The sequence below is a fragment of the Sphingobium subterraneum genome (assembly GCF_014199435.1).
GTDB classification, from domain to species: Bacteria; Pseudomonadota; Alphaproteobacteria; order Sphingomonadales; family Sphingomonadaceae; genus Sphingobium; species Sphingobium subterraneum.
The window spans coordinates 644,459-669,556 of record NZ_JACIJP010000001.1; the positions used below are offsets into that span (position 1 = coordinate 644,459).

At 62.8% G+C, this 25,098-nt stretch carries 20 protein-coding genes; 13 read left to right on the plus strand and 7 right to left on the minus strand.

Annotated features, from left to right (window positions below):
• Window positions 1-24: 24 nt before the first annotated feature.
• Both FHS92_RS03145 and FHS92_RS03150 read right to left on the minus strand, forming a co-directional pair.
• Complete coding sequence (locus FHS92_RS03145; RefSeq protein ID WP_184077437.1) at window positions 25-519, minus strand: PIN domain-containing protein; 495 nt, start codon at window positions 517-519, stop codon at window positions 25-27.
• Entirely contained in the window at window positions 516-1,607 is a 1,092-nt protein-coding gene (locus FHS92_RS03150; RefSeq protein ID WP_246351749.1) for an XRE family transcriptional regulator, read from the minus strand. Before FHS92_RS03150 ends, FHS92_RS03145 begins: the two co-directional genes overlap by 4 nt.
• 121 nt (window positions 1,608-1,728) lie before the next feature.
• On the opposite strand from FHS92_RS03150, the gene FHS92_RS03155 reads away from it, so the two are divergent.
• The 5 genes from FHS92_RS03155 (at window position 1,729) to FHS92_RS03175 (ending at window position 10,806) form a co-directional block, all read left to right on the plus strand.
• The gene (locus FHS92_RS03155; protein ID WP_184077439.1) at window positions 1,729-2,952 is read left to right on the plus strand and encodes a nucleotidyltransferase domain-containing protein; all 1,224 of its coding nucleotides are present in this window, start codon (window positions 1,729-1,731) and stop codon (window positions 2,950-2,952) included.
• Window positions 2,949-3,626 carry a type II CBASS E2 protein gene (locus tag FHS92_RS03160; protein ID WP_184077441.1) on the plus strand — a complete coding sequence of 226 codons (678 nt, stop codon included), beginning with the start codon at window positions 2,949-2,951 and terminating at the stop codon, window positions 3,624-3,626. The genes FHS92_RS03155 and FHS92_RS03160 overlap by 4 nt, the downstream gene beginning before the upstream one ends.
• Window positions 3,623-4,813, plus strand: coding sequence for an SAVED domain-containing protein (locus FHS92_RS03165; RefSeq protein WP_184077443.1), 1,191 nt, complete (start codon window positions 3,623-3,625; stop codon window positions 4,811-4,813). The genes FHS92_RS03160 and FHS92_RS03165 overlap by 4 nt, the downstream gene beginning before the upstream one ends.
• A gap of 129 nt (window positions 4,814-4,942) precedes the next feature.
• Window positions 4,943-7,639, plus strand: a complete 2,697-nt coding sequence (locus FHS92_RS03170; protein WP_184077445.1) for a PD-(D/E)XK nuclease family protein — start codon at window positions 4,943-4,945, stop codon at window positions 7,637-7,639.
• Between the two features lie 2 nt (window positions 7,640-7,641).
• Entirely contained in the window at window positions 7,642-10,806 is a 3,165-nt protein-coding gene (locus FHS92_RS03175; protein ID WP_184077447.1) for a UvrD-helicase domain-containing protein, read from the plus strand.
• A 79-nt stretch (window positions 10,807-10,885) separates the two neighbouring features.
• Here the strand turns inward: FHS92_RS03175 and FHS92_RS03180 are convergent.
• Window positions 10,886-12,012 (minus strand): IS3 family transposase gene (locus tag FHS92_RS03180; RefSeq protein WP_184077449.1). Its coding sequence is split into 2 segments (ribosomal slippage): window positions 10,886-11,781 and window positions 11,781-12,012, totalling 1,128 coding nucleotides; the frame shifts between segments, so codons are not numbered across the junction.
• A 142-nt stretch (window positions 12,013-12,154) separates the two neighbouring features.
• Between FHS92_RS03180 and FHS92_RS03185 the strand changes: the two genes are divergently transcribed.
• Entirely contained in the window at window positions 12,155-12,736 is a 582-nt protein-coding gene (locus tag FHS92_RS03185; RefSeq protein ID WP_184077451.1) for a 3'-5' exonuclease, read from the plus strand.
• A 294-nt stretch (window positions 12,737-13,030) separates the two neighbouring features.
• On the opposite strand, the gene FHS92_RS18505 is transcribed toward FHS92_RS03185, so the two are convergent.
• Window positions 13,031-13,441, minus strand: a complete 411-nt coding sequence (locus FHS92_RS18505; protein WP_184078916.1) for a hypothetical protein — start codon at window positions 13,439-13,441, stop codon at window positions 13,031-13,033.
• Between the two features lie 820 nt (window positions 13,442-14,261).
• Here FHS92_RS18505 and FHS92_RS03195 point away from each other — a divergent pair.
• The 7 genes from FHS92_RS03195 (at window position 14,262) to FHS92_RS03225 (ending at window position 21,764) form a co-directional block, all read left to right on the plus strand.
• The gene (locus FHS92_RS03195; protein ID WP_184077453.1) at window positions 14,262-14,858 is read left to right on the plus strand and encodes a hypothetical protein; all 597 of its coding nucleotides are present in this window, start codon (window positions 14,262-14,264) and stop codon (window positions 14,856-14,858) included.
• Window positions 14,859-15,607: 749 nt separating this feature from the next.
• Window positions 15,608-16,909: a S8 family peptidase gene (locus tag FHS92_RS03200; RefSeq protein WP_184077455.1), complete on the plus strand. Its 1,302-nt coding sequence runs from the start codon at window positions 15,608-15,610 to the stop codon at window positions 16,907-16,909.
• Between the two features lie 12 nt (window positions 16,910-16,921).
• A complete protein-coding gene (locus FHS92_RS03205) occupies window positions 16,922-17,206 on the plus strand; it encodes a hypothetical protein (RefSeq protein WP_184077457.1) in 285 nt (94 codons plus the stop codon).
• 325 nt (window positions 17,207-17,531) lie between these two features.
• Window positions 17,532-19,094: a hypothetical protein gene (locus tag FHS92_RS03210; protein ID WP_221230867.1), complete on the plus strand. Its 1,563-nt coding sequence runs from the start codon at window positions 17,532-17,534 to the stop codon at window positions 19,092-19,094.
• A gap of 8 nt (window positions 19,095-19,102) precedes the next feature.
• Entirely contained in the window at window positions 19,103-19,597 is a 495-nt protein-coding gene (locus FHS92_RS03215) for a hypothetical protein (protein WP_184077461.1), read from the plus strand.
• A gap of 11 nt (window positions 19,598-19,608) precedes the next feature.
• Window positions 19,609-20,082: a hypothetical protein gene (locus tag FHS92_RS03220; RefSeq protein WP_184077463.1), complete on the plus strand. Its 474-nt coding sequence runs from the start codon at window positions 19,609-19,611 to the stop codon at window positions 20,080-20,082.
• Window positions 20,079-21,764, plus strand: a complete 1,686-nt coding sequence (locus tag FHS92_RS03225) for a hypothetical protein (protein ID WP_221230868.1) — start codon at window positions 20,079-20,081, stop codon at window positions 21,762-21,764. The genes FHS92_RS03220 and FHS92_RS03225 overlap by 4 nt, the downstream gene beginning before the upstream one ends.
• 605 nt (window positions 21,765-22,369) lie before the next feature.
• Here the strand turns inward: FHS92_RS03225 and FHS92_RS03230 are convergent.
• The 3 genes from FHS92_RS03230 to FHS92_RS03240 all read right to left on the minus strand — a co-directional run bounded on the left by FHS92_RS03230 (window position 22,370) and on the right by FHS92_RS03240 (window position 25,098).
• Window positions 22,370-23,596: a hypothetical protein gene (locus FHS92_RS03230; protein WP_184077467.1), complete on the minus strand. Its 1,227-nt coding sequence runs from the start codon at window positions 23,594-23,596 to the stop codon at window positions 22,370-22,372.
• Between the two features lie 2 nt (window positions 23,597-23,598).
• Window positions 23,599-23,898, minus strand: a complete 300-nt coding sequence (locus FHS92_RS03235; RefSeq protein WP_184077469.1) for a hypothetical protein — start codon at window positions 23,896-23,898, stop codon at window positions 23,599-23,601.
• A 105-nt stretch (window positions 23,899-24,003) separates the two neighbouring features.
• The gene (locus FHS92_RS03240; protein WP_343056639.1) at window positions 24,004-25,098 is read right to left on the minus strand and encodes a HigA family addiction module antitoxin; all 1,095 of its coding nucleotides are present in this window, start codon (window positions 25,096-25,098) and stop codon (window positions 24,004-24,006) included.

The following is a 25,098-nucleotide window of genomic DNA, read 5'->3' on the forward strand; positions in this document are numbered from 1 at the left end:
CTCCTTGCAACAGGGCGCGAAAGGTCACTCCGCCCGATACCGCCCGAGGCGTGCCGCGACGTCGCGCGCCGACAACCGGCATCGCTTGGCGGCATTGAGCGTGGTCAATCCCGCCGCCAGCAAGGCGAGCGGGCAGCTGCCCGACTTTTCAAGTTCGTCAAACATCCAGAGAAGTCCGCAGCATTCGATACCGCGGGCAGCAGCCTCATGATGGACAAGATCATCCACCGACAAAACGGCCCAACGCCGCGCCTCGGCAAGCACCAGACCAAAGGCAGCCGGTACGGAGAGACCGGGCCTCGCGCGCCGCAGCGCGAGCCCGGTCGACATTTCACTGCTCTCCAGTGGCTCGACGCGAAGCCCGAGGTCGAGCAGCGCGGGTCCGCCCGCGGACGCAAGCTCGTTCGCATAAAGAATGTCGGGCACGGCAAGGGAGCAAGGCAGTGCAAAGGCTGCGCTGACGAGATCCGCGCGCTCCAGATCTATCAGGACAGAGGAATCCGTGACCAGGAGGTTCATGGCGAGGGCTGATCCTCCCATGGCCCGGCCATCGCGCGATCGAGCTCGCGAACGCTCATCCCCAGCGCTTCGGCAGCGCGCGATTCCGACATCGCCCCCTCCTCGACCGCGCGAAAGCAGAGTCTACGCAGGCGTGTCGCGCTCTCTCGGGCGACGGGAAGAGGCTCCTCGTAAGGCGGCGACCGCCACCCTTGCCGCTCGAATTCGTCGTACAACCGGCGCATCACCGGCTGACCGAAGATGCCCAGATCCTTACAGCGATAGGCAAGCGCCTGAACCGACGCGCCGACCACCGGTTTGAGCGCGAACAGCTCTCCGAGGCTGACCCTGGTTCGATGGCGGCCTATCTCGCGCCAGATAATTTCCGCGGGCATCAGCAGAGCGCCCGCGAACCGATGCGCCGCCTTCTCGACCTCGGCCTCGCTCAGGCGCTTGTGGGGTTCGAAGACGGCATGGGCAAGCTCATGGGCAAGGGTGAAGCGCTGACGTTCGCCATGATGCGACGCATTCACGACAATCACCGGCAAGGTACTGCCATCGGCGCGGCGGACATGCGCGGTCATGCCGTCGATCGAATCCGCCAGCGGCTCGCAGATCACCTTCATGCCGCGCGCTTCGAGCAGCTCGACGAGGTTGGTGATGGGATCCCTGCCGAGATGCCAGGCTTCCCGGACCTGCGACGCCGCTGCGTCCGCCTCTACGATCTCGTTGATCGGATAGGGCGCGCTGTCGGGGCGGTCCCAGGTCGCACTGTCAAGCCCGAGCGCCTCTTCCACCGCCAGATAATGTTCAAGCCGGTGCAGCACCTTGGCCTGGACCTGCGCTTCCTCGCGCTTGCCCGCGCTCGGCTTCTTGCGGAAGTCCACGGCCTCGAGCGCGACCCTGTCCTGGCTCAGCAGATAGTCGATCGAGACATCCAACGCAGCGGAGAGCGCGAGCAGCACGGCCGACCCCGGCATCGACTCGTCACGCTCGTACTTTCCGATCGCCTGTGCCGTCACAAGCTCGTTCATGGCTGCAGAAAGGTCGCGCAACGACATGCCGGATGCCGTGCGGGCGAGCTTTAGCCGCGTTCCAATCATTTTCATATTCCCTGCCCTTGCAGTTTACAAAACATCGTCTATATTCTGTTTTTGTAAACCGATACCGCTTGCTATAGTTCCGAAGTCTGGGCGGTGCAACAGGAATAATCAAAGGGATTCTCGCACCATGAACCGTCCGCTTTTCCCCTCGCCGAACCCGGTTTCCAACGAGGCCGACATCCTGATGGTGGAGGTGCTGGCGCGCTTCCAGCAGCCGCCCGGCAAATATGCGATCGCCGAGGAACGCTATGTGACGCTCGCCGGCTGGATCGAGCGCGATGGCAGTCCGCTGAAGGGGAATGTCAGCGTCGTCTATCCGCAGGGTGGTGTCGCACAGGGCTCGTCTATCGCGAGCCGCGCCACCAATGACGAGTTCGATGTCGACGCGATGGTCGAGCTGCTGCCGCACATCGATCGCGGGCCCGCCCATGTGCTGGACCTGCTCTATCACACCGTCCGCGGCGAGCCGGGCTCGCGCTACTATTCGATGACCACCCGCTGTACCCGCTGCGTGCAGGTTGGCTATGCCGACAACATGCATGTCGATCTGACCCCGGCGGTGCTCCAGGTCGGCACGCCGCTTCGCCAGAGCACGATTTTCCATCACCGCCCAGAGGACGGGAACAATCCGGGGATGCGTTTCACCGGCAACCCCTACGGCTTCAACGAATGGTTCAAGCTGAACACGCCGCCCGAGCTGATGCTCAAGGCGGCGTTCGACGAGAACCGCACCTATGCCGCGACCGAACCACTGCCCGAGCAGGTCGGCATGCACGGGATGTCACGCGCGCTCGCCAGCCTCCAGTTCGTCAAGCGTTTCCGCAACCTGCGTTATGATCGCCGCGACTGCCGCTGCCCGCCCAGCGTGCTGCTCGCCAAGCTCGTCGCCCAGTACAAGGCCCGCGAGTTCCGCTTCGCTGCCGCGGTGCTCGAGCACATGCGCAACTTGTTCGATATCTTCACCGGCCACCAGAGCCGCTCCACCCTGATCCATGAAGTCAATCCGGCCTGCAGCGCCGATGTGCTCACCGACCGTTGGCCGAGCGCGCTGAGCGATCAGGCGCTGTGGATTTCCGATCTCCGCCACCTGGTCGCGCAGCTCGACGTGTTTGTGAACGGCGAGATCACGCTCACCCAGCGCAAGGCGATTCTCGCCGATCTGTTCGGCGAGCAGGCCGCGGGCGATGCGGTCTTTGCCTTTGCCGAGCGCATGGGCCGGATGAAGGATCTCGGACAGACCCGCTATGTGGGGAACACCGGGCGCCTGATCCTGCCAGGCGCCGCGCTTCTGAGCGGCACGCGTGCGCAGGCGATGCCGCAGACCAGCTATTTCGGGGGACGGCTGAAATGAGTCTCAGCCTCGTCCAGCAGGATCGCCTGATCCGCCGTCAGTGGCCATTTCGCACGATCCTGCTGGGCGATCATTTCGGCCTCTGGCGCGGGACGGTCATCGGTCTTTCGGCGCCCTACGAGATCAGCATCATTTACGTGCAGCGCCATTTTCAACCCGGCTTCGAATATGCCTATCCCTTCTTCCCGCAGGTGCGGGTCCATGCGCCACTGATCACGCGGCGCGCCGAGGCGCCTGACGACCCTATCCCGCACGTCTATGACGAGGGGCTGACCGACTATCCGTCGCTGTGCCTGTTCGACCCCGCGGAACGCGGCTGGGACAGCAGCCGCGCGATCGCGACTACGACGATCCCCTGGGCTGCCGACTGGCTGCGATTCTACGAGGCCTGGCAGGCGACTGGGGTCTGGACCGGCGGCGGGCGCGACCATTTCGTTCCCGGCCCTGACGACCTTGACCCTGTCGGTATGCCGACCAACGCCGCCAGAATCCGAGTGGCGCGCCTGATCGGCAGCTCGGCAAGCCGCGCATTGCTCGCAAGGGCGACCGCCGGTGTGGACGCCGTGGATCCGCTGCACCGCTACCACTGGGCCGATGTCCCCGACGCCAGCTGGACGCGCCGTCCGATCCTCCCGGTCTCGCCTCGTGCCCATGATTTCGGGATCACGACATGAAGACGGCTCCCGCTCGCACCGGGCGTTCGCGCACCAATGTCTCGCAGAAAAACCGGCTGATTCTCTGGGTGCGCGCTGGCGGGCGCTGCCAGTATGCCGGATGCAATCAGCCGCTGCTGGGCGATCTCGTGTCGGGCGCAGAACGCCTCAACAAGGCCTTTGTCGCCCATATCGTCGCGGCCGACCCCGGAGGCCCGCGCGGCGATCCCGTACGGTCGCACGAACTCGCGGATTCGCTTGAGAACCTCATGCTGCTCTGCCACGCCCATCATCATCTGGTCGACGAAGAGGATGAGACCGGCCACCCCGAAGCGCGGCTTCTAGACATGAAGACGGCGCACGAGGCGCGGATCGAGATGCTTACCGGCGTCGCGCCGACGCGCGGCAGCCATGTCCTTCATTTCGCAGGCCGGATCGGAGCCCATGACTGCCTCGTGACGCGCAGTCACAGCGACGCCGCTCTGCTGCCGGAACGCTATCCGCTCGACCGGAGCCCGATCCAGCTCGAGATTGTCGGCAGCGATTATCGCGATGACGAACCGGCCTACTGGTCGCTTCAGATCGATACGTTGCGCCGTCAGTTCGACCGGCTCGTCGCCGAACGCCTGCGTAGAGGCGACATTGCCCATCTGTCGGCGTTCGCGATCGGACCGCAGCCCCTGCTGATCGAACTCGGAAGGCTGCTGTCGGACCTCGCCGACGTCGATGTCTATCAGCGGTCTCGCGAACCGGCCGGATGGGCGTGGCGCGAGGACGGTGACCCGATCGACTTCATAGTCGAACGTCCGGGCAATCCAGCGGGCAAGGTAGTGGCATTGTCGCTCGGCATCAGCGCCCGCATTGATCCCGGACGGATCACGGACGTGCTTGGCCCCGAAGTCCCGATCTGGAGTATCAGCGCTGCCAGCCCGGGGAACGACATCCTGCGCCGCCGCGCCTGCCTCGTGCAGTTCCGCGACGAGATGCGTGCCGTCTATCGCGAGATTCGCCTTGCACATGGTGGAGACGCTATTATCCATGCCTTCCCTGTCGTGCCCGTGGCGATGGCAGTCGAGATCGGCCGGGTCTGGATGCCCAAGGCCGATCCCTCACTGGTCGTCTATGACGAGCATCGCGGACTGGGAGGCTTTGTTGCCCGGCTCGAGATCGGCCCGCCCCGGGCTACCGCGACAAAGCATGCCGCCTGAGTCCCTGGCAATGACGGAGCATCACGAATTGAAGTCAGATCAGTGGCAATATCGGGCTAGTCTGGCGCGAAACTGCGCTATGCGGGAGGGCAGTTCGGCAGCAACGACCGCGCGACGGGGAAGTCTGAGATGAAGCTGACATTCGGCATGGCGTGCGACGGCCGGCGTTATCCCGACTTCCCGGGGATCGAAGAAGGCGTCTTCGACGCGGCCGTTCTCGGGCCGGTCGGCCTGGTCGATGTGCTCGAGATCCAGCTCGGCCTGACCGGACCGCGGGCCGCACACGCGGTCAGGGTCGCTGCCTATGCCTCAAAGCTGCGGGCGGCCCTTGCTGTCGAGCCGGCGCTGTTCTTCGCTGCTTCCTTCGCCCTCGACCCCTGGGACACCGCGACAGCGCTGCTGGCATGGCGGGACGAGCTCGTGGCGGCTTGCTGGACCGGAGACGCGGTGGGTTCAACCCGGCCAGATGCGCTAGCGACTGCCGAGGCCGCGGGCCCCGATCTGCCGCCGGGAATCGCGGATCGCGTGCGTGCGATCTGCGCGGCGCTTGGAGAAGGCCTGGAGCTGACCATCGAGACAATCTCGCTGATCGAGCCGCGTGACCTGATCCCACCGGTTTGGGCATGCCTCATCGATGCGCTCGAAGCATGCGGGATCGCGATCATTGAAGCAGCGGCACCTCATCCATCCGCAGCTGGCGATCTGAGCCGCGTCCAGACCTTCCTTGCGACCGGCGCGGCCACGCCGCTGGAAGGTGATGGCAGCTTCATGTTGGTCAAGGCGGAAACGGCTCTGGTGGCGGCCGAAGCCTTGGGCGAATGGCTTGCCCACGGTTCCGAGGAAGAACTCGCCGGAACTGTGATTGTGGCAACCGATGGCGACACAGCGCTGCTCGACCTCGCACTTCAGGCGCGCGGCCTGCCCGCCGTGGGACAATCCGCCGCATCGCAGTGGCGCGGGGCTTTGCAGGTCCTGCCGCTCGCATTCGCGGCTGCCTGGGCGCCGTTCGACGCACGGGCAATACTCGACCTGCTCATGCTTCCGCGTCCCCCGATCGGCCGCGGAGCGGCGCGCAGACTGGCACGCGCGTTGAGCCGGGAACCCGGTACGGGCGGAGCGGCCTGGAGCACAGCCTGGGCCGAGATCGAAGCGGATCTCGCCGAGCATATGGCTGATCGGACGAATGCCGAACAAGACGTTGCTGACCGGCTTGCCTCATGGCGCGAATGGACGATCGGCGCCCTCTACAGCCGAGTGATTGGCATGCCTGCCGAAGCGGCGCGAAGGATCGCCACGCGGGTCGCGCAATGGGCAGCCGAAACCGACAGCGGGCGCCACGACCCGCTGCTGATGACGGTCGCGGGGGCTGCAAGCGCGCTTGGCGAAGCCATCAACATTCTCGGTCTCGAAACGCTTCCCGCCCTGCTCGTCGAACGCATGATCGATCAGGTGTTGGCGGACGGCGCACAGAATCCCGATCATGTCGCAACCGCAGGCGGGCTCAGATGCGTCCGCCATCCGGCCGCGGTCTGGGGTGCGACGCCGCGCATCATCTGGTGGGATTTCAAGGGGCCGGGCGACCGGGTGCCGGCCTCACCCTGGGGTGCCGCAGAGCAGGAAGTACTTGCCGCCGCGGGATGCCGTTTCGAGTCGCAGGCAGCCTGCGCAGCGCGGATCGGCTGGAGCTATGCCAATGCTGTCCATCGGGCCGGCGAGCGCCTGATCCTGGTGTCGCCCGCACTGTCGGGAAGCGAGGAGACCGTCAGTCACCCGCTCGCGCATCAGCTCAACCCGTTGAGCGCGCCCGCTGGTAGAACGGTGCGCTGGAGTGCGGAGCGCCTGCTTGACGAAGCGGAGCATCATGTCGCGGGTCGCCATCTTGTACGTGAGCGTGTCGCGGTGGTGACGCCGCCGGGGCAACGCGCGCGGTGGACGCTTCCGGCGTCGGCGCAAGCGAAGCTCGCCAGCCGCACGGAAAGCGCGACAAGCTTCGAGCGACTGGCCGATTGCCAGATGCGCTGGATGCTCCTCGACGTGCTGCGTCTGTCGCGCGGGCGGATTGCCGAAATCCCCGGACCGGACCAGCTGCTCGGCAACCTCGCGCATGAAATCGCAAACCATGTTTTCCAGCCCGGTCCGGTCGATGATGCGGATGCGGTCCTCGCCCGGGCCGAAGCGGTATTCGACGAGCTTCTTGATGCAATCGCTACGCCGCTGCAGCAGCCGGAATATGCCGGTGAGCTCGCTGCCGCACGCGCCCGTGTGCCGGCGGCGCTGGCACAGCTCGCGCGACTGCTGCGTCAAAAGGGCGTGTCGGTGGTCGGCACGGAACTCGACCGGGAAGGCGCCTTTGCGGACGTACTGGCGGTCAATGGGCGCCTAGACATGATCGTCGAACATCCTGTCCAGGGCCTTGGTGTGATCGATCTCAAATGGACCAGAAGCGCGAAACGCAGAAGGACCGAGCTTGCGGAGGGGCGGGCGCTGCAGCTCGCCACCTATGGCGCGATCGCCGATCCGGCGGGTGGCCCGCCTGTGCCCGGGGCCTATTATCTGCTCAGCCAGCGCCGTCTCATCGGGCCTGACGGAACATTCCTCGCTGACGAGGGGATCGAGGCCGAGCGCACGCTTGCCGAGACTTGGACTGCCCTGATTACGACGTGGCGGACGTGGCGCGATCTGGCGCTGAGAGGCACCGTGCTCGCGACCGGCGCCGCCGAGGCCGACACCCACATGCCTGCCGACCTGCCGATCGAACCGGGGGCCGAGCCCTGCAGATATTGCGAACTGACTGGCCTGTGCCGCGTCGCGGTGGAGGCCGTTTAATCATGAGCATCCCCGCCATCAATTCCGTCGTCGCCTCGGCTGGCGCGGGCAAGACCACCCGCATCGTCAACGACATTGCCGCGGAAGTGACCGTGCGCGATCCCGAATCGATCGTCGCCACAACTTTCACGGTGAAGGCCGCAGACGAGCTGATCGAGCGATCGCGCGCCCGACTGTTCCAGGCAGGGCTGCCGGACAAGGCAGCGCGCCTGCTTGGCGCACGGTTCGGCACCATCAACGCGATCTGCGGGCAGATCGTCGCGGAAAATGCCATCGGGCTGGGCCGGTCGCCGCGCGCCGAGGTGATCCCCGAAGCCGGTGTAGGACGCGTGTTCGCGGTCTCCGCCGATGCGGCGATCGAGCGGCACGCGCCGGTCCTCAATGACCTTGGCGACGCGATGGGCTTCTTCGAGCCCAAGCGCGCACCCGATGTCGAGCGCTCCGACTGGCGTACCACGGTGCGTCGTCTGATTGAGCTCGCGCGTTCGAACGGGCTCGATGCCGAGGCACTGGAACGGTCTGCCGATCGCTCGGTCGAGAGCTTCCTCGCGCTCCTACCTGCGCCATCTGCCGACGGCGGCGACCATCTCGACGCCGATCTCGACGCCGCGGTAATGGCCGCGCTGGCAGTCGTCCCGGCCGAGTTCAGCGCAACTGCGAAATCGTCCGTTGCTCTGCTCCGGCAAGTGAATGCCGGCAACCGGCGCGGCGAGCGGCTGTCCTGGCCTGACTGGGCACGGCTCTCCAAGGTCAGCTGCGCCAAGAAGGACGGGCCAACACTGATCGATGCGATGGCGGCGGTCTGCCGGGCGGCCAGCCGTCACACCGAGCATCCGCGGCTTCGCGAGCACTGCACGCAGTTCATCCGGACGATCTTCACCTGCGCGGCGGAGGCGCTCAGCGCATTTCAGGCCTGGAAGTCCGAGCGCGGTCTGCTCGACTTCATCGATCAGGAAGCACTGGCGCTCGACGTGCTGCGCGATCCAGTGATGGCAGCCCGGCTCGGTGAGCGCATCGGTCGGGTTTTCGTCGACGAGTTCCAGGACTCGAGCCCGCTGCAGATCGCGATCTTCACGGCGATCGCCGACCTGGTCGATGCGAGCACTTGGGTCGGCGATCCCAAACAGGCCATCTACGGCTTTCGCAACGCGGACAGCATGCTGACCCAGGCGGCATTTGCCGGGGTTGCCTCGCTGTCGAGCGGTTCCCAGGACGTGCTGGCGACATCGTACCGCAGTCGCGAGGGCATAATCCGCTTCGCCAACGCAGCCTTCGCCCCGGCGCTCGCGGCGATGGGGCTGGATCCGGCCGAGCACGCCTTCGCAGAGACGGCGCGCAGCGATCAGGGATTTGATCACTCGCCGCTCTCGGTCTGGTGGCTCGAGGGCAAGCTCGATCTGCAATATGCTGCGCTGGCGGCCGCGATCCGGGATGCGATCGCGCCGGACTCGGGCTGGCAGGTCGATGACAGACGGGGTGGCCTGCGTCCGCTCGGAGCAGCAGATGTCGCGATCCTGTGCCGGAGCCGGGCTGATATTGCCAAGGCGGCCGCCGCGCTCGGGGAGCTGGGTGTCCACGTCGCGGTCGAGCGCGAAGGCCTTGCCCGCACCCCGCATGTCGAGCTGGTCATGGCAGCATTCCGCTGGGTGGCTGATCCGACCGACCGGCTCGCGCTGGCCGAACTGGCGCGGTTCCTGGCCGACGATCCCGAGTCCGACGCATGGCTGGCTGCCGCCGCGGCGGACGACCAGACCGCGGCCCTCAGGGCCGCAGTACCAATCGTTCCTCAGCTCGAGGCGCTGCGCGAGACCATTCTGTCGCTGACCCCCGCCGACCTTGTCGATGCTGTCATGGTCCTTCCCGAGATCACTCGGCGGATCGAGACATGGGGCGATGTCGCGACGCGGTTCGATGACCTCGAGGCACTGCGTGGGTTCGCCCGCGGCTATGAAGAGAGCTGCGCCAGCGCGGGCGCTCCGGCAACGCCCTCCGGTCTTGTCCTCGCGCTCGGTGCGGAAGAACCGCAGCGTCCGCGCAGCCTGCGCGACGATGCGGTCAAAGTCATGACCTATCACGGCGCCAAGGGGCTTGAATGGCCCTGCGTGATCCTGACCGGACTGAACAAGGTGCCTAAACCGCGGTTGTTCGAGCCCGTCGCCGAAGCCGATGGTGCCATCGACTGGCGCGACCCTCTGGCGAACCGCTGGATCCGTTACTGGCCATGGCCCTATGCAAGCCAGAGCAAGGATGTCCGGCTGGACGAGGCAGCGCTTGCCTCGCCGCTTGGGCAGGAAGCGGCAGACCGCGCGCGAGATGAAGAGGCTCGCCTGCTCTATGTCGGGGTCACGCGGGCAAGGGACCATCTCGTCTTCGCGCCCCCTGCCAAGGGCGACCTCAAATGGCTGGAGGTTCTGGATGGAGCGCAACCGGGCCATGTGACGCTGCCGCGCGCCGAAGCGAATCCCGTGCAGGCCGGGCAGGACGTCTTTCCGGCGCGAACCGCAACGCTAACGAGCGACGATACGCCGGTCGTCCGGCCCATCGCGGGGCCCTTTGTACGCGTATCGCGGCCGCCATCGACGCGGCCCCCGCTTAACCGGCGGCCCAGCGCCGCGGACGAGGGCGAGGCCTATGCTGTTGTCGAAAAGATCCAGCTTGGCCCGAGGCTTGCCCTGACCGGCACTCCGGACATGACACGCCTCGGCGAGGCGGTGCACGCGATCATCGCCGCCGATCGGACAGCGATGCCGCATCCCGACCGGCTCGCGCGGGCCCAGGCGATCCTCGAGCGCTGGCAGGTTCATCAGGTCGCGGCGCAGGACGTGCTGGGTGCCAGCGACCGGCTCTCGGCGCATCTCGGCAGCCGCTGGCCTGATGGCCGGCTTCACCGCGAGACTCCGGTATCCGCGCGGCTTGGCGACCAGCTCGTCAATGGCCGCATCGATCTGCTTGTCGAGCATGGCACTGGCCTCGCGGTGATCGATCACAAGGCGTTTCCAGGCTCGCGCGACAGCTGGGAGGCCCGTGCGGCGGGATACGGGCCCCAGCTTGCGCTCTATGCCGAAGCACTCGACAAGGCCCGGCCGGGCAGCCCGTGCGAGCTCTATATCCACATGCCGATCGTCGGCGCCTTGCTCCGCGTCACGCGTGCTGCGACAAACGCCTGATGCGCTTTCGGATAGTCGATCTGGAAACCACAGGGTTCGAGCTGGACTTGTAACGGTTTTGCGCCGGTCACCTATCTCATTATGCCATCTTGGCCTCGAATGCGAGCGGGCTAATGCCGCCCAAGTATGAATGGCGTCTTCGGGTGTTGTAGAACCCGTTGATGTACTGAAAGATCGCCGCTTCTGCTTGTCGCCGCGTAGGCCATTTCTGTCGCCAGATCAGCTCCGCCTTCAATGACTTGAAGAACGTCTCGACAGACGCATTGTCGTAACAGTTGCCTTTGCCACTCATCGATGGATGCAGGCCATAGGCCTGCAGCTTCTTTTGATAGTCATAGGCGCAATATTGGCTGCCACGGTCCGAGTGGAACAGGCAACCATCTGGTGGATTGCGCAGGCGCACGGCCATATCCAGCGCCCTGATTGCCAGATCTTTCTTCATCCTGTCACTGACCGCCCAGCCCACAACACGGCGGCTGTGCAGGTCGAGTATGACCGCAAGGTAAAGCCAACCCTCCGCAGTCCAGACATAGGTGATATCGCCGGCCCACTTCTGGTTGGGTGCAGCAGCTACAAAATCGCCATCCAGCCAGTTCGCCGCCACACCGAGACGATGGTTGCTGTCCGTCGTCACTTTGTGCCGACGCGTACGGACTGGCCTGATCCCGTTCCTCCGCATCAGCCGACCAACACGGCGCTCGCCAACATCGAGCCCTGCCTCTTTGAGCTCCATGGTCATGCGAGGCCGACCATAGCTGCCAAGGCTCAGCGAATATTGCTCGCGGATGTGCGCCAGCACAGCCATGTCAGTGCGGCGACGCTGGCAAATCGGTCGTGCCCGCCAGGATCGATAGCCCCGTTCGCTGACACGCATGACCCGGCAAAGGCTTGCTAAGCGCCATTGGTGCCGCCAGGCATCGATAAACGCGAACCTCATGGCCGTTCCTTGGCGAAGAACTGCGTGGCCTTTTTTAGGATGTCCCTCTCCTCCTTCAAAATCCGGTTCTCAAGGCGCAAACGTTCATTCTCCAATGCGAGATCGGCTTGCGGCCCGGAAACCAGATCCGTTGGTCGATAGTCTGCCAACCACTTCCCCAGCGTCGACTTGCCAACCCCCAAATCCGCCGCAACACGCGCGCGGGGCAACCCACTGGTCAGTGCGATCCGCACCGCTTCCTGCTTGAACTCTTCACTATGCTTGATCATCTCGTCGGTCTCCTTGTGCGAGTGTTTAACTCTCAAGTGACCGGCGCAAAACCGTTACAAGTCCAAGCCGCCGGCCGAGATCATCGAGATCGGTCGCAGCGATCTCGTCCGGGACGCCAGCGGAACAGCAATCGAGCGGCCAATGGCTTGGCTCTATCGCCCGCTGCACGGGATTCCGCCCGAGACAATGGCCATCCATCATCTCACCGAGGCGGACTTCGGCCCGGAGACACCGGTCTGCACGCCCGGACACCTGCATGCCGCGCTCGCACAAGGCGCGCCGGCCGACATTCTGGTAGCCCACAACTGCGAGTTCGAGCGCAAGTTCATCACCAAGGCCACAACGGGCACGATCCCCTGGATTTGCACTTGGAAGGTCGCACTTCACGTCTGGCCTGATGCGCCGCGCCACGGCAATCAGGTCCTGCGCTACTGGCGCGGCCTCGTGCTCGATCCCGCGCTGGCTATGCCGCCGCACCGGGCCGGGCCCGATGCGTGGGTCACGGCGCACCTACTCGGTGAACTGCTCAAGGAGACCAGCGTCGAGCAGATGATCGCCTGGACGAACGCGCCACGTCACATGCCGGTGATCACCTTCGGCATGCACAAGGGCTCGGCATGGTCAGCGCTGCCACTCGACTATTTGCAATGGATGGCGCAGCAAGCGACGATGGACGCTGACGCGGTCTGGCATGCTAAGCAGGAAATCGCCCGTCGAGCATGAGTTGGCCCGGCCCATCCCGGTGCTTTGCGATACGCAATAGTTGCAGGCTGGTTGTGCTCTCGTCAACAGCAGAGGTTTCATGTGGTAGTAACCTTTTGGGTATATGAAGCATGGGCCGGAAGATGATGAGCGAACGCTGGAGGCGAGCGATGGAAACTTCATCGAGCGCTGATCGAGCCGGCAGCAAATAGTCGCCACACTTATCGAGACGGCTAAGAGACACTTATCTTGAGCTATTGATAATGCATGCCGAAGCAGCGTGCCGCTCCCACACCATTGGTCTCAGACTAGCGTCTACTTTGCCCCCCATTCAGAAAGCAGACTGTCCGCAGACGGCCGAGGAGGCGCCAAAATTCGGCGCGTGAACCTTTTCGCGCGCATCTGGTGTGCGTCCTGAGCGGCGACCAAATTCCATAGCCGCCGCTGCGGCCGCGCCGATAGCGCCGGCCGAGGTTCCGCCAATGATCTCAACCGATAGTGCGCTGCAATGGCGGCGACGGCGGCGGGGTAGATAATGCCGCTTGTAACTCCGCCCTTCATGACGAGGTCGCATTCGAAACTTGGTGTCGCCGACACGTTGAGTTCAGGAACGGCGGGTTTGATATCGGGTTCGCTCATATGGTCCCCCCCCTGCGGGTGAGGTGGTTTGTCCAAGACTATATCGATAGCATTTTTTACAAAGATCAACTCAAGCAGTTCGGCCACCTGCCGCTCCTTATTCAGGTGATCAAAATTGCTGTCGTCAAACCAAAGTTCGCAGGATAGGTTTACACAGCCGGTGCCCTTATTGGAGGAATAATGCTACATGCTGTTAGTGCGCGCAAGGCGCGGCTGCATCATTTTCGAAATGCCGGCACTCGCGTGCCTCTCGAAGATGTCGTAACATCGACAGTCTTCGGGCCACTACTATTCTTGGCCGAAACTGATCGCGACCGGGTGCTTCGCGCGCTGCTTGTTGGTCTTGGGTTCACGGACAAACGGTGGTCAGGATTATTAACCTTGTCCTTCTGGATCAAACGCCCGACAGATCCTCGCATTCGCCCTCGCTCTATCGAACCCGACCTTATCATCAGCGATGAACGCGGGATAGTCTTGCTCACCGAAATCAAGTGGGGCGCACCTCTGGATGACGGTGAACTTGCTGGCCAATGGGCATGTCTTGACGAACGCGAACGGGCCCGGGCCCGGCATCTTCTGATCGTGCGCGACAAAAGGCCATATCACGGTCAGATCCGATCAGATGAGCGGCTGCTTCGGCGCTACAATCTCTATCCTTGGCCTTTTAAAATGCATTGTTGGAGCGACATCGCACATTCTCTGGAAGCGCTCGGGCGATCCGATGCGGCGGCACATTTACGGAGCTGGGCTCGTACCGTGGCGCACTTTCTGCGGACCGAGGACGGGTTCGCTATGAGGGGGTGGACCCGGCTCGAGTTGAACGCAGTGGAAGCTTATGTGCCTCGCTTCCGACAGGCTTGGTGGTCCAACTTGCACATTGTCAGCAGAGTCGAGAGGAAATGGGCGAATGGATGACCAAATCTGGCTCAGTATCGCGAACAGCAAGCGCATTTTTGATGAAGCCGACGCGCTTGCGGAAGCCCTCCAAGATTGCCTTGCCGAAGTCAGGCCCGCGATCGAGCCCGAAACATTTTATGAAGAAGGCTACGAGCCCGACGAGTGGACGACGACGGCTTATCTGTTGGCTCACCTCGTCAGGAAAACACCCGGATTGCCGGCCTCAGGTGGACATGTCACGTTCCTTATCAGCTTGTGGCGCCCCGAAGATGAGCAAGGCGTTTCTTGGTCGGCAGCAAGACAGGCCAAGCTCTATGTTGGATTTCAACCCTCGGCCCGCGTCGACGGTTGGACGATGGAGACTCTGTGCATCGATGGCGACGGCAATTCGATCAAGGCCAAGCCCGGTTCGGATTTTCTGTGGCACGGCACAGGCAGCGAAACGATGAGGCGAGCATGGTTTTTCTGTGTGCGGCTCGCGGGCCTCGAAAATCGTGATGAAGTTCGCCGCGAAATCATCGATCCGCTGACGCGGCTGTTTGCAAACGTGCCCGAAAAGGAGGCGTTTGCCGGCTGCGAAGCAACGATACCTGTCCCGAAGAATTAGCGTCTCCTAAGTCATCGCTATAGCTTGATAGCCGATCAAGGCGCTCGCATGCACACCGTCCTTCTCCACCTATCCGCCCAGGATTGCGCACGCTCTCGTTCCGGCGGCGCGTGACTATTGCCTATGCCGCGGAGAAGGAGAGGGTGATGATCCTCGACCTGTTCTATGGTGGGCAGGATTGGGAAACGATCATGGATGCCGAATGAGGAGGGGGCCGGCAATCGGACGGGCGGGATTTAAGACGAGAACTGCCAGTCCGCGATAGGCCCGGCTCTTGTCAAGCGGCGATGCCGGCCATTGCCTTGATGTGAACGTACGGCCGCTTTGACGGAGCTGGTTTTGACCTCTCAACGGCAGCTATGTTAGCGGATCAAGCACAAAGGGCTGTTTATCGCTGGAGCGGGAGAGATTCGAACCAGTTCCATAAGCGGCTGATTTGCCGTGGTTCCAATCGATCCGCCTTTTTCCGATACCTCGGAATATACCCCGGAAAGGCCCAAAAACATTTCCGCCTGAAAACTGCTACTTGTCAGCTCAGTTCGACGGAGTGCACGGTATTCGAACCCACGATACAACGCAAGGTTTCGAACTGTCTCAATCAAGTTTTTGCGAGTGGCCGACCGATTGCCGTTTCGGCTCATAAACATTCTAAGCATGGACGATTGTTCGTGCCGAATCGAATACTATTCAAACCTCGCAAGCCTTGGCAGATTGTGGTTTAATTGAAGGCGCAGCTGAGGGGGGCATTGATGAGCGTAGCGAACCAGCTCGATTCGTTGGGACATGCACAGGTCATCGTCATCCTGAAGCCAACCGTCACCCGGCGCGATGGCCGGCAGACGATCGTCGCGCTTGAGGAGACAAAAGATCTCCAGGAAGAGGTCGCCCGCAAAGTCCGCAAGCATTTTCGCTATTTCCCAAGCTCAACCTTCGCACAATTGTCCTCGGTCGTGCCACCGACGATACCCAACGGCGAAGCGCCCCAATATGCGGTCGACAAACGTGCCAAACGTCTTGGCGCCGAAGCCTCGGTTCGTTACCTGCCCAATCTCGGCGTGCTCATCGGCACGATCGACCGCGCAGCCCTTGCCGCACTGTGTGCGGATGAGGATGTCGCGGATGTACTGGATCCGCCTCCGCTCAGCCTCATCCAGCCGGAAGAAGACTCCGCGCTCGACGGACCCGGCGAGGGCTTGTCCTGGGCGATCAAGCGCCTCAGGATCGATGCGCTCTGGGATAAGGGACTGTCCGGTTCGGGGGTGTTAATCGGGCACCTCGATTCCGGCGTTGATCCGGCTCATCCCGCGCTCCAGGACAAGGTCGACGCTTTCGCGCTATTCGACTTGTCCGGGCGGCAGGTTGTCAACGCGCCCGTTGCAGACAGCGGTTATCACGGCACCCACACCGCCGGCATCCTCGTCGGCGCACCCGTCAATGGGCTGAGCTTCGGGACCGCACCCGGTGCGCGACTCGTATCGGCGGGCGTGATCGAAGGCGGCGATGTCCCTGCACGCGTGCTCGGCGCGCTCGACTGGTGCGTCGCCCAAGGTGTTCGCGTCGTCAATCTGTCGCTCGGTCTCCGCGCTTTCGTCCCGCAATTCTCCGCCATTCTCGCGCTGCTGCGCGCGCGCAACATCCTGCCGGTGGTCGCAATCGGCAATGAGGGCATCAATACGAGCCGTTCGCCCGGCAATCTCAAGGAAGCCTTGTCGGTCGGAGCGCTCGACCAAACCGACCAGATCTGGCTCCAGTCATCCAGCGACGTCGTGGTCGATCCCCCCAAGCGCAAGGTGCCTGCGATCGTAGGTCCCGGCGCCGGCATCTGGTCCTCGGTCCCGGGTGGTCAATTGAGATCGCTGTCTGGAACTTCGATGGCGACGCCCCATATATCAGGATTAGCGGCGCTTCTCCTGGAACACCGCCCGGAGGCAACGGTTGATCAACTTGAGCGTGCTATATTCGCATCCTGTGTTCGTCCGACGGCGATCAGTTCAGCACGAGGCAATCGTGGTGTACCGAATGCTGTTGAGGCGCTGACGCAATTAGGGTAAGGTGACGCTATCATGATCCAGCTCGACCCGAAACTGAAGCGCGCGCTCGACAGTGCTGTCGAGAGCGTAAGAGCGGTTGTGACGCTCGATTCCAAGTCGGCCAAGCCGCTTGCTCCAGAAGAGACCGAGGCGTCGGTCCAGTCGATAGTCGAACGGGCGACCAAGAAGACCAAAATAAAGCCTCGCGACCTCGTGGTCTTCCCCAATCTCCAGTCGTTTTCGATCGATGCCGATCCCAGCTTCATGAAAGAAGTCCTGTCGGAGGACAGTGTCCATTCGGCATCCCTAAACGTCTGACAGAGTTACCATTACTGCCTTGACTGGGCGCGAACGCTGCCAGCCAGCCCAATACGACATGTGTTTCGATCAATTCCGTTGCCAGGGCGATTGCAGTCGAAGCCCGTTAGGTCGCGTCGAGAAATTGTGACGGCTGAATGTCAATGTAGAATGAAGCGCGCCCTCGATTAAACCATATTGAATATTATCTCCGATTGCGCGTCTAGGCGACTTCTGTCATATTTAGTCAAAGTCGCCTATTAAATCAGTCAAAACGGTTCAATGCTTGCCTGGGTGGGGGGCAATCGTGCGCAGATTCGGTCTTTTTCTTCTCATGATTCCGCTGATGGCGGGCCTTTCCGGCTGCGCTGTCTTGTATGACGCGCGACGAGATGCCAACGCGACCGCTGTCGCAACAGCCTTCGACAAGGCCGCGCCTGGTACTTATTTCGACGACCTCCGAGCCGCTTATGCGACCGTCGGCACGCGGGAAGAAGACGCCGCCCTGCATCTCTCCGAAGCTGGTCGCGACGCGCAATTGCTCGACGCGATCGCCCCGGCGTCGCTGTCGCCTGACGAACGCAAGCTGATTGCCGGACAGCAGGGCGCGATCGGAACCGCGGCACTCCCGCAATTGGTCGAGGCCCGCTTCGCGCTGCTGACGGGCTGCGGCCCTGCGGACTGCGGGCGAATCGCTCCGGCCACGCTCGTCGCATGGCGCGCGTTTGCGGTGCAGTATCCAAGCCTCGTTAAAGCCGCCGCCGATGCCGACGACCGCCTGCGGCTGGCCGCCGACCTCGCCGCCGAGGACGGACCGGTTTCGGCCGACGAGGCCAAGCCGATCCCCGCTGCCTGCCCCCGGCCCGGCGAGCCGCTGCCGCCCCTGCCTGCAGCGACCCCCGGCATGACCCCGCGCCAGATCGCCTTGATGAACGTGCGCCAGACCGCAGGCCTCATCGATGCGTGCCGCGATGCGCCGATGACCGCCTTTGCCGGTACATCGGGCACGCTTGGCGGCCTGCTTCGAAAGATCGGCGAGAACCGTGCCGAACAGGCGAAGGGCGAGCAAGCTGCCCGCGACGTCAAGGCCGCAATCGCCGCGCTGGAGAAAGAAGCCAAGACACCCAATTCGCCGAGTTTCCTGAGCGATGTCGCGAAGCTGCGCGATGACCTCGCCAAGGCCGACCTGCCCGCGATCGCCAAGGCTGCCGGCGCCGAAAAGCTGGGCACCATCATCGATGATCTCCTCAAGGTCGAACTGCAGACCAGTGCCGCAGCAGCAGCTCCAAAGACCAGCGCCACCACTGCGGCTGCCGCACCGGCCACCGATCCGAGTGTCACCACCAAGCGCGCCCAAGCAGTGCTGGACCTACTGGGCGCCGCGGAGCAGCTGGTCGACGCCTATAAGGACATGCCGGCGACCGATCGCGCCTCGGCATTGCTGGTCGCCAAAACAGCACAACAGCAACAGCTCGATGAAGCCAATCTGGCTGCGCGTCATGCGTCGGACCTTGCCGCCCTCGATCGCCAGCAACTCGACGCGGGACTTACCGAGCTATCTTACCTCGCTTCGGCAGATCTCGCCCTGCGCGCCATCAAACATCACAGCACCGACGGCGCTACCGGCCTTGCCAAGCCCGACCGAGCGTGGTTCGCGCAAGCGGCAGTCGCCCATGGTATCGCCCAGTCGCGAGGCGGTATGGTCGCCGAACGGCTCGATTGGCGCCGGCTCCAGCTGGAACGCAAATATCAAGTAGACCTAGCCGAGCGTACTGCCGCCAACCGCCGCGCACTGATTGCACCGCTCGTCCAGCAAATCCAGGCCGCGGGCAAGACCGGCATCAAGCCTGAGCTCGTCGCAACGCTGCTGGGCCAGCTGGGCGTCGGTGCTGCAGTGCTGGGGAAATGACTATGCGCATGTGCGCCATCTTTATCGCTCTCTTCTCGCTCGCCGGCTGCGTCAGGCCGCCGCTCCGTCATGCCGCGAGCGTCTCGGCAGTTGAGGTGCAGGACTTCGATACCGGCATCAGCCGCTTCGACAAGGCCCACCGGACTGCGATTGCCGACACCGACACCCGCGCGGCGCGGCTGCTTGCGCTCGCCAATGCGACCGATGCGGCGGTCAACGCGCGCGTCCTGGCCTTGAAAGCCGCTGACGACGCCGACGCTCTACGCATCTTCGATGCGGCCACGCCGCCGCCATTCGCCGAAACCGTAGCGCTTCCTGCGGTAAAGGCTCCCAGCTACGATCTAGCCGGGCAACAAGCCTTGCTCGACGCGCTCAACAAGACCGCAGCTAAGCCGACCGTTGGGCAGAATGCCGAGCTGCTGTTGGGCTTCGCGATCGATGTCGCAACCAAGATGAAGGCCGACGTCGACGCGGCCACCCCCAAGACCGCGACCACCCCGTAAGGAATCGAGCCATGAAACACGCTGATACGGCTGCCGACAACCTCCTCCCGGTGCTCATGGGGTTCGCCGCCGGTGCGCTTATCGGCTTCGGCGCCGCGCGGAGCGTGAGGAAGCCGGCGACCAGCGCCGACCGGGCAGCGCTCGACGATGGCAGTGCCGACAAGGATCTGATCGACCTGCTACAGAAGCAGCAGGACCAGGTCAGCCGGGGAATCCTTGAACTTACCATCCGCGAGGGCGAGCCCGGCGCGCAGCAACTCAACCTCGCCGGCCAGGTCGCGCAACTCAACCTCGATCTTGCCAAGCTCCAGGCAAGGCTTAGCCTTGCCCAGACCAACGCCGCCGCAATTCAATTCCCGGGAGACGCGACCATCACTGCTCTGCGCACTGCTGCCGGCGACCTTGAGGCGGCAATCGGGAAGGCGACCGCGCTTGACCAGCTTCTCGCCAAGGTGTCGGCGGCGATCGCCGTGTGGAAGCCGTGACGGGGGCAGCCCGCCAAGTCATCGAAGTTACCGGCTGGGAAAGCAGCCAGTCCGCAAGCATTTCGCGCTTGCTCCGCGTTCTCCTGCTCATCCTCAGCATCGTGCTTGCAAGTCCCGCCATCGCCGATCCCAGCTTCTCGCTCGACCAGACGACGGCCAATCTGCCGGTCAACGGCGACGCCGGGGAGTTCACCTTCGGGCTTTCCGCGACCGGTCTCGATCCTGCGGCGAAGAACGAACTCGTCGTGTCCGACTTCGGCCCCACCGGGCCGACTGTGATAATCATTCCGAGCCGCATCTCTGCGTCGGGAGCTAACGCGCTCTGGAAAATATCCGGAAAAGTCACTGGCTTTGCAGCGAGCGAAGCACAGGCCCGCCATCTGACCCTGACGCTGGATGGCAAGCCCCTGTCCAGCTTGGCCTATACGATCAAGAACACGGCGCCGGGTGACTTCACCTGGACCGTTTCCGGGCTCTCAGACAAGCGGCTTTCGAACATCGACGACGACCTGAAGTTCGTCGTGCAGATCGGAAATGTGCCCGCGCATAACGTCCGCCTAGTCCAGACCGACCTCATCGGCACGGACAATCTCACCCCGCTTCCGACGACTTTCGATTTGTGTCGCGCCGAGCATCCCGACGATTGTAGCTTGACCACACTCGCTGCCGGTACGTCGTACGCCTTGCTGCTGCGAGCGAAGGACAAAACGAATGCTTCCGCCGGCCAATATTCGGGCACAATCCTCCTCGTAGCCGACGAGAAGCCGCTCGGCGAGCCGATGCCAATCCATGTTGTCGTGAGCAGCACGTGCGCCCGATGGTTCGGCTTCATCCTGATCTGCATCGGTGTGGCGCTTGCGATCGCGATCAATCCCTTCGCGCGTGCGCTGGTCGCCCGCGACGACGCGCTACGCCCCGCCTTCGTCCTGCGCGAACGCGTGATCGACTGGGAGACGCGGCTTGCTGAGGTCAGGAAGGAGGCGGGAGACCCGAAGCTGAAATGTGCGACCGATCTCCTGAAGGATCTGAAGACCAAGCTGTCGGCTACCGAACTCAAACGAAATCGCCTCGTGCCGCGCGCCTTCGCAGCCTTCTACAGCCCGACCCCGTCGCCCGCCGCTGCGGCCACTTACCAGGCACTGCTCACCACGGCGGCGAACCAGCTCGGCAGCCTTGCGGTCGTCGTCGAGACAGGGATTCGGCCTGCGCTCGTCATCGAGAATGCGGCGACCTTCCCTGACCTTGTCGCCGACGCGATCGATGGCCCCGGTGGGCTCGATGAAATACTGAAGAAGCCCGACGTCGCGCCTGGCGACGCACTCGACAAAGCGATCGCCGACCGGTTGGCCAAACTCAGGTCTGACCTCGCAGAGGAGGCCAAGAATAATGCGGGTCTGGCAGTTGTCGATGCGCCGACGCTCGACCCAATGCGCGAGCCAACTGTCCGCGAGCTCGATTTTCAGGTTGCTGCACTGAATGTAATCGGCTGGCTGTTCTTCTCGATTGGCTCGATTCTCCTGGGATCGTTGGTTCTCCTGATCCTGAATCCGGCCTTCGGATCACTGCAGGATTATGTGATCTGTCTGCTCTGGGGCTTCGGCGTTCCCACGGCGGGGACACAAGTCACATCGCTTGGTCAGGGCTCGATTGCGAGCAGTCTCGGCGTCAAGCTGGTAGGCTGACACAAAAGCCTACCGCGCCGGGCCTGTTATGTGTTGCCGAGTCAGAAGTTAGCGGGGAATGGGCTAACCCGAGGTACGTATGATTGGCATCAAGAAGTTGTGGATTTTTATCTGTCACTTATTAACGGATTGAGGCGGAGGGCATGACCATCGAACTGGCTGGCATCGTAAGCACCGATGGATGAGGCTGAAACGGCTAGTATTGGGACTTTTCGGCTGTTCCGTGGCGATGTGTTGATCGACAGGTCTGTCCAGAAGCCGACGTCCGGCGTTCGTCCGACCGGCACTGCAGAAAGGCGGAGATTAGGCCGTAAGCTGTCGGGCAAGTCTCGGGCGCAGCAGATCAGATTGCGTCACCGAGGTTCATAACTGGAGCGTTCGGATCGACGCCGGCACTGCTGGACTTGTCGCGGAGCTGCATCAGACTCACCCTCGCGACGTAATCTGCATAGTCCTATGGCCCGAGGAGGAAGAGGCCGTTGTGCGCAGGGACGCCGGTTCGGCACCGATCGCATTCGAAGGCGCTACTGGTGGGCAGCTCGGGGTACACCCGCCTGCGCCTGCTGCCGTCACTATGGCGGACGAGAAGCTTGATCGGCGGTACATTAAACGTCCTTTCCTTCGTCCATCCGCGCCTTCAGCGCGCGCAAGCGCGTATCGTAGAATTCCTGGCTCATTAACTCCGGGTCGGTAATGAAAAACTTTTCCCCAAGTTGCGACATTCGCTGCGCCTGCTCAGGGTGTTGCAGAAGTGCGTCCGTTAGCGCGTCGCCGAGCTCGCGCTCATGAGCTTCGGGATAGACCTTGTTCGCATATCCAGCGATCGCAGTCGGCAATTCGAACAAGATCGGATCTTCGACGAACTTCGAATAGCGTTCTTGGGCCAGTTCGAATCGCGTCAGCATTTCAGGGGTACGCAGGGCAAGAAGCGGCGGGAATTGACCGAGCGCCCACCGCAGGAACTGGGTGCGCACAAGATACGGATCGAGCCAATCATCGTTCGCGACGAACCCGGGGCGTCGCTCGTGGACAGCGTGACGGACGAATGCGAGCAGACGGAGATGGCGCAGCGCAAAGAAGATTGCGTCGCGCGCCTCTTCCACTTGGCCGATGCTTGGGTTGCGGTCGGGATGAGGGCAGATCACCGACATTGACAAAGTGTCGCACAGGCATTCTTCGACGAGCGCATCGTCTGAACCAAACAACTCCATTTGCTTCAGATACATCGGTGCGATCGTGTCGAGGTCTGGATGGTTGGCTTCCTCGAGCCGGATGATCGCGCTCAGATAGAAATTCTTGAGGAAGTCCGCTCGCGCATCGCGAAGCATCTGCTCGCGCCATGCCACTTGGCGCTCGACAATGGTATGGAAGGCTTCATGCGCCATCACATAGGCTTCCTGGAGCGCTGTGATTCGCATCCGATGCGCGACATCGGTATCCTTGCGATGACCGATGGTGTCGTCGCGACTGGCGACATGCGCCATCGCAAGCACTGCCCCCAATCGGGGCTGCCCGTCGATCTGTGCGAATTCGGCGGCGACCTTATAGGCATAGACCCGCGCTTCACGCGGATCGGTGGTGTTGAAATGCAGTCGATTGAGCTGATTGAACGTCTGGCCGAGATACTGGTCGTAGATGACGATCTGGCGTTCCCCAGTGCGGATCGTCTCGCAAGTACGCTCGGCACTATAGGTCAGGTCAAACTCCGGCGTTGCTCCGTAGCTACTCAGGCTCGTCTGCAGCCCATCGAAGATCGAGCGGTAGTGATCACGAGCAAGAAAAGCCGGCATCTCTCGCCGCGTCGCGGCGAGATAGGCAGCCGCTGGTCCCATCGCTAATCCTTCGCCTCGAGCGCCTGCGCCAAGATCTTCGATGCACTGTCGGCGTCAAGCCCGCGCAGTTCGATGCCGTCGACCTTCACCACAACGTGGCGTTTGGACCGGATTTGCTCGAGCACCATCTTCGTGATGAACGGTAGGGTCGCTGTCAAAAGCGGTAACACGACCGCTACGATAGCGACCCCACCATCGAACCGCTTTATTTCGATGATCTCCGCATCGACGCCTTCGCTAGCGGCATTCGCCTGAACCTCGTCAGCTTGCGCTTTTTCAATCGCGATGGAAATCCGGCCCACAGTCACCTCCCCTAAAGTTCGTGCACGACGTTATACGGCAGGCGCGCCACGAAGCGGTAGCAGCCGATCACTCTAACGGTGAAAAGCATCGCCTTCTTCCCCTCCTTACGCATCGCCTGCAAAGACGAAATGATCCTTGAGATCATTCATGTGCGTCCAAGGGAGTACCCGGTGATGCTGGAGCATACCAACGATGATGCCGGGATGGATTCCGACCGAGGCGGCAAAATCACGCACGTCGGATTTCGCCCTAGGTTGCCCGGCCATGAAGACGCGCAATCTCGCCTGACCGACCAGTTTCTCCTCCGCCCAGGCATCTGCCTCAGCTTCTTCAGCATCGCTTTCCGGCCGTTCGTCATCGACATAAGCGGTATCGCGGCCGTGAAGGCATAGATGTCCAAGCTCGTGAAAAAGCGTGAACCAGAAATGGTCATTGGTTTTGTGTCGAAGAGACAGAACGACCGCCGCCTTGTTCCTGGCATACCAGAAGGCAGCGCCATTGAGTTTGGTCTTCTTGAGCGGTGGAACAGGCACGATCGCGACCCCTGCCGCTGCGCATAGCGCCGTTACCCTTGGCTGAAATTCCTCAGGTGGCAGCTTGGTCAACGGCTTGATCTCGGCAAGCGCTTCCAACAGACGCGCATTGCTGAACTCGGCTACCTCCATCTTTTCGGCGGACCTCGTCGCCAGCTGTAGCCAGACGTGGACGCATTCCGGCGAGCTTGGATAGGTTTTGGAAGCCCGGTAGCGAACCGCACATCGTTGATTGAGCCCGGCAAACGCATGTTCATTGGCAACGCCGAAGAAAGATAATAGCCCTTCGCGCACGGCGTGCAGGTCACCCGACGATGGCAGCACGCCGCGCTGCTGCAGTTCTTTCACCGGAAAGTTCGCCAGCCAGGCCCGCACCGCCGCCGTATCGCGCTGGCTGCGCTCGGCGACGCGCGAACGGAACAGCTCCCACTCTTTTTGCACACCGGTCCAGATATAGGCTTTGGTGCCGGTCACGCGTTCGAGCGCGACCGCCGTATCGGCCTCAACTGGATTGTGGCCCTTGATGATAGTATTGACAAGCTTGGGAGTGAGGTCGGCTCGGCGCGCAAATTCGGCCTGAGACAAGCCGAGCGTCTCCAGATATTCCTCCAGCATCTCGCCGGGATGTACCGCCCAATCGGGCTGAAAATGTGAGTCCTGCGCCAC

Bases quoted from the DNA above. Each gene is read 5' to 3' on its own strand.
- FHS92_RS03175 (WP_184077447.1), top strand. From the start codon at position 7,642: ATGAGCATCCCCGCCATCAATTCCGTCGTCGCCTCGGCTGGCGCGGGC.
- FHS92_RS03145 (WP_184077437.1), bottom strand. From the start codon at position 519: ATGAACCTCCTGGTCACGGATTCCTCTGTCCTGATAGATCTGGAGCGC.
- FHS92_RS03170 (WP_184077445.1), top strand. From the start codon at position 4,943: ATGAAGCTGACATTCGGCATGGCGTGCGACGGCCGGCGTTATCCCGAC.
- FHS92_RS03210 (WP_221230867.1), top strand. From the start codon at position 17,532: ATGGCGGGCCTTTCCGGCTGCGCTGTCTTGTATGACGCGCGACGAGAT.
- FHS92_RS03150 (WP_246351749.1), bottom strand. From the start codon at position 1,607: ATGAAAATGATTGGAACGCGGCTAAAGCTCGCCCGCACGGCATCCGGC.
- FHS92_RS03155 (WP_184077439.1), top strand. From the start codon at position 1,729: ATGAACCGTCCGCTTTTCCCCTCGCCGAACCCGGTTTCCAACGAGGCC.
- FHS92_RS03185 (WP_184077451.1), top strand. From the start codon at position 12,155: ATGGCTTGGCTCTATCGCCCGCTGCACGGGATTCCGCCCGAGACAATG.
- FHS92_RS03195 (WP_184077453.1), top strand. From the start codon at position 14,262: ATGGATGACCAAATCTGGCTCAGTATCGCGAACAGCAAGCGCATTTTT.
- FHS92_RS03200 (WP_184077455.1), top strand. From the start codon at position 15,608: ATGAGCGTAGCGAACCAGCTCGATTCGTTGGGACATGCACAGGTCATC.
- FHS92_RS03230 (WP_184077467.1), bottom strand. From the start codon at position 23,596: ATGGGACCAGCGGCTGCCTATCTCGCCGCGACGCGGCGAGAGATGCCG.
- FHS92_RS03160 (WP_184077441.1), top strand. From the start codon at position 2,949: ATGAGTCTCAGCCTCGTCCAGCAGGATCGCCTGATCCGCCGTCAGTGG.
- FHS92_RS03205 (WP_184077457.1), top strand. From the start codon at position 16,922: ATGATCCAGCTCGACCCGAAACTGAAGCGCGCGCTCGACAGTGCTGTC.
- FHS92_RS03220 (WP_184077463.1), top strand. From the start codon at position 19,609: ATGAAACACGCTGATACGGCTGCCGACAACCTCCTCCCGGTGCTCATG.
- FHS92_RS03165 (WP_184077443.1), top strand. From the start codon at position 3,623: ATGAAGACGGCTCCCGCTCGCACCGGGCGTTCGCGCACCAATGTCTCG.
- FHS92_RS03215 (WP_184077461.1), top strand. From the start codon at position 19,103: ATGTGCGCCATCTTTATCGCTCTCTTCTCGCTCGCCGGCTGCGTCAGG.